Annotated in this window: 2 protein-coding genes; both read right to left on the bottom strand. The window is 33.2% G+C overall.

Annotation, left to right across the window (positions count from 1 at the left end):
* Positions 1 to 102: 102 nt before the first annotated feature.
* Entirely contained in the window at positions 103 to 1,404 is a 1,302-nt protein-coding gene (purD, locus tag FJ213_13400; protein ID MBM4177148.1) for a phosphoribosylamine--glycine ligase, read from the bottom strand.
* Entirely contained in the window at positions 1,401 to 2,138 is a 738-nt protein-coding gene (locus FJ213_13395) for a glycosyltransferase family 4 protein (protein ID MBM4177147.1), read from the bottom strand. Before FJ213_13395 ends, purD begins: the two co-directional genes overlap by 4 nt.
* Between the last annotated feature and the right edge of the window lie 11 nt (positions 2,139 to 2,149).

Below are 2,149 nucleotides of genomic sequence, written 5' to 3'. Positions count from 1 at the left end.
AAAAGTTGGAGTTGAGCTGATTAGAACTAAGAATCCGAGAATATTTTTCGTTTTAATTAAATTTTGAAATTGAGATAGCAATTCTCGTTGCGTTGGTTATATTCATTGTTCAGGTTTGAACTCTCTAATTCCTTTCTTTCCAATATCGCTTCGAAAATATTTATTCTCGAATTGGATTTTTTCAGCGGCATTGTAAACCAATTCTACTAACTCAGAAAAATGTTTTGTTTGAGATGATGCAGTAATGTTTAATACTCTTCCTCCGTTTGTAATTAATATTGAATCTTCAAATTTAGTCCCAGCATGAAATACTCTGATGTTTTCTATTTCTTCAACTTCGCTTAATCCAAAGATTTCAAATCCCTTTTCGAAAGTATCGGGATAACCATCCGAAGTTAATACAACACAGATTGCCGCACCTCGATTAATTATATCAAAAGATTTCAATTCTCCAGAAGCTATTTCATATATAATCTGCAGCAGGTCTGATTTAAGAGTTTGCACTACAACTTGTGTTTCTGGATCACCAAATCTGCAATTAAACTCAATGACCTTGATTCCATTTACTGTTTCAATTAAACCGCAATAAAGACATCCTGAAAATTTTCGACCTTCAGTTTTGAGCCCAATTAAAGTTGGTTCAACAATTTTCTTTTGGATTTCTCTAATTTTATCCTCATCGAGTATACTTGAAAATGAGTATGAACCCATACCGCCTGTGTTTTTCCCTCTATCACCATCGTAAACTTTTTTGTAATCCTGAGCTGGATTTAACAAAATATATTTCTCTCCATCAGTCAAAACAAAGACAGATACTTCCTCACCGGTTAGAAATTCTTCAATCACAATTTTATTGCCGGCATCGCCAAATAGTTTACCTAAAAATATTTTGTCTATTATTTTCTGAGCTGAATCGTAATCGTTGCAAATAGTAACCCCCTTACCAGCGGCTAATCCATCGACTTTAATAACAGTTGGATATGAAACTCTCTGAAGATATTGTATTGCCTCATTTCTTTGATTTACATTGAATGTCTCATAGCTTGCAGTAGGAATATCATATTTTTTCATTAAATATTTTGCGAATACCTTACTCCCCTCTATCTCAGCGGCTGATTTTGTCGGGCCAAATACTTTAATGCCAAAACTTAATAGATGGTCGGCTAAACCATTTACAAGCGGAACTTCCGGTCCAACAACTACCAAATCAATTATATTTTTAATACAGAAATTTGAAATCTCGTTAAAGTCTGTAATATTTAGATCGATATTTTCAGCAAACCTCATAGTTCCAGGATTTCCAGGCAGTGCAAACAATTTATTAAGTAAAGGACTTTGTGCTAACTTCCAGCAAAGCGCGTCTTCCCTTCCACCTGAACCTATTACTACAACGTTTAATTTCATGCTTCCAATTGAAATTGAAATTCTTTAATTAACTCTTGGGTAAGATATTTTCTATTAAACCGCTGGACGAAATCATCTTTTGGTTTCGGCAGCTGCTTCTTAGAAAATAACTCATAAAATTTCACGATTGCATTTTTGATTCCATCCACATCTTCGGGAGAAGTAATGATTGAAGCTTCATATTCTCTTAACAATTGCGAAGCCGCCCCTTCAGGTACGCACCCGAGTATCGGCTTTTTTGCTCCAAAATATTCATACAGTTTGCTCGTTGCAACAAGATGAGGATTTTTAGAATGACGAATCATTAACCATAACACATCTGAATCGAGTAAATACTTGACAGAATCTTTATGTTCGATATATCCTACAATATTAAAGGCATTGAACAAGTTAACATCGGAAATAAGTCTTTCATACTTCTTCTTGAAATTTCCAACAAAACAAAATTCGATTTTATTAGAAAGTTCTGGTTTTTCAAAAAACAACTTTTTAACAGCTTCAATAAAAAATTTTGGAGTACGCTCATCATAAAAGACTCCGCTGTATGTAAGTCTCATTTTATTTTTCGGCTTAGATGATGGAAAATTAATTTGAAAATCTTCTTCATCAAATCCATGAGGAATAATTTTAATATCCTCCGAAGATAAAAAGGGATAATTGATCAACAAATGTTCTTTAAGCTGTCTGGTATAGACAATTATTTTATTTGTATTTAAAAGAACTCGTTGTTCCATTTTTTTTACTA

Source organism: Ignavibacteria bacterium (assembly GCA_016873845.1).
Classification (GTDB): domain Bacteria; phylum Bacteroidota; class Ignavibacteria; order Ch128b; family Ch128b; genus JAHJVF01.
This window is presented reverse-complemented; position numbering and strand designations above follow the sequence as displayed.

Coding starts and splice junctions, on each gene's coding strand:
- purD (MBM4177148.1), bottom strand. CDS start 1,404: ATGAAATTAAACGTTGTAGTAATAGGTTCAGGTGGAAGGGAAGACGCG.
- FJ213_13395 (MBM4177147.1), bottom strand. CDS start 2,138: ATGGAACAACGAGTTCTTTTAAATACAAATAAAATAATTGTCTATACC.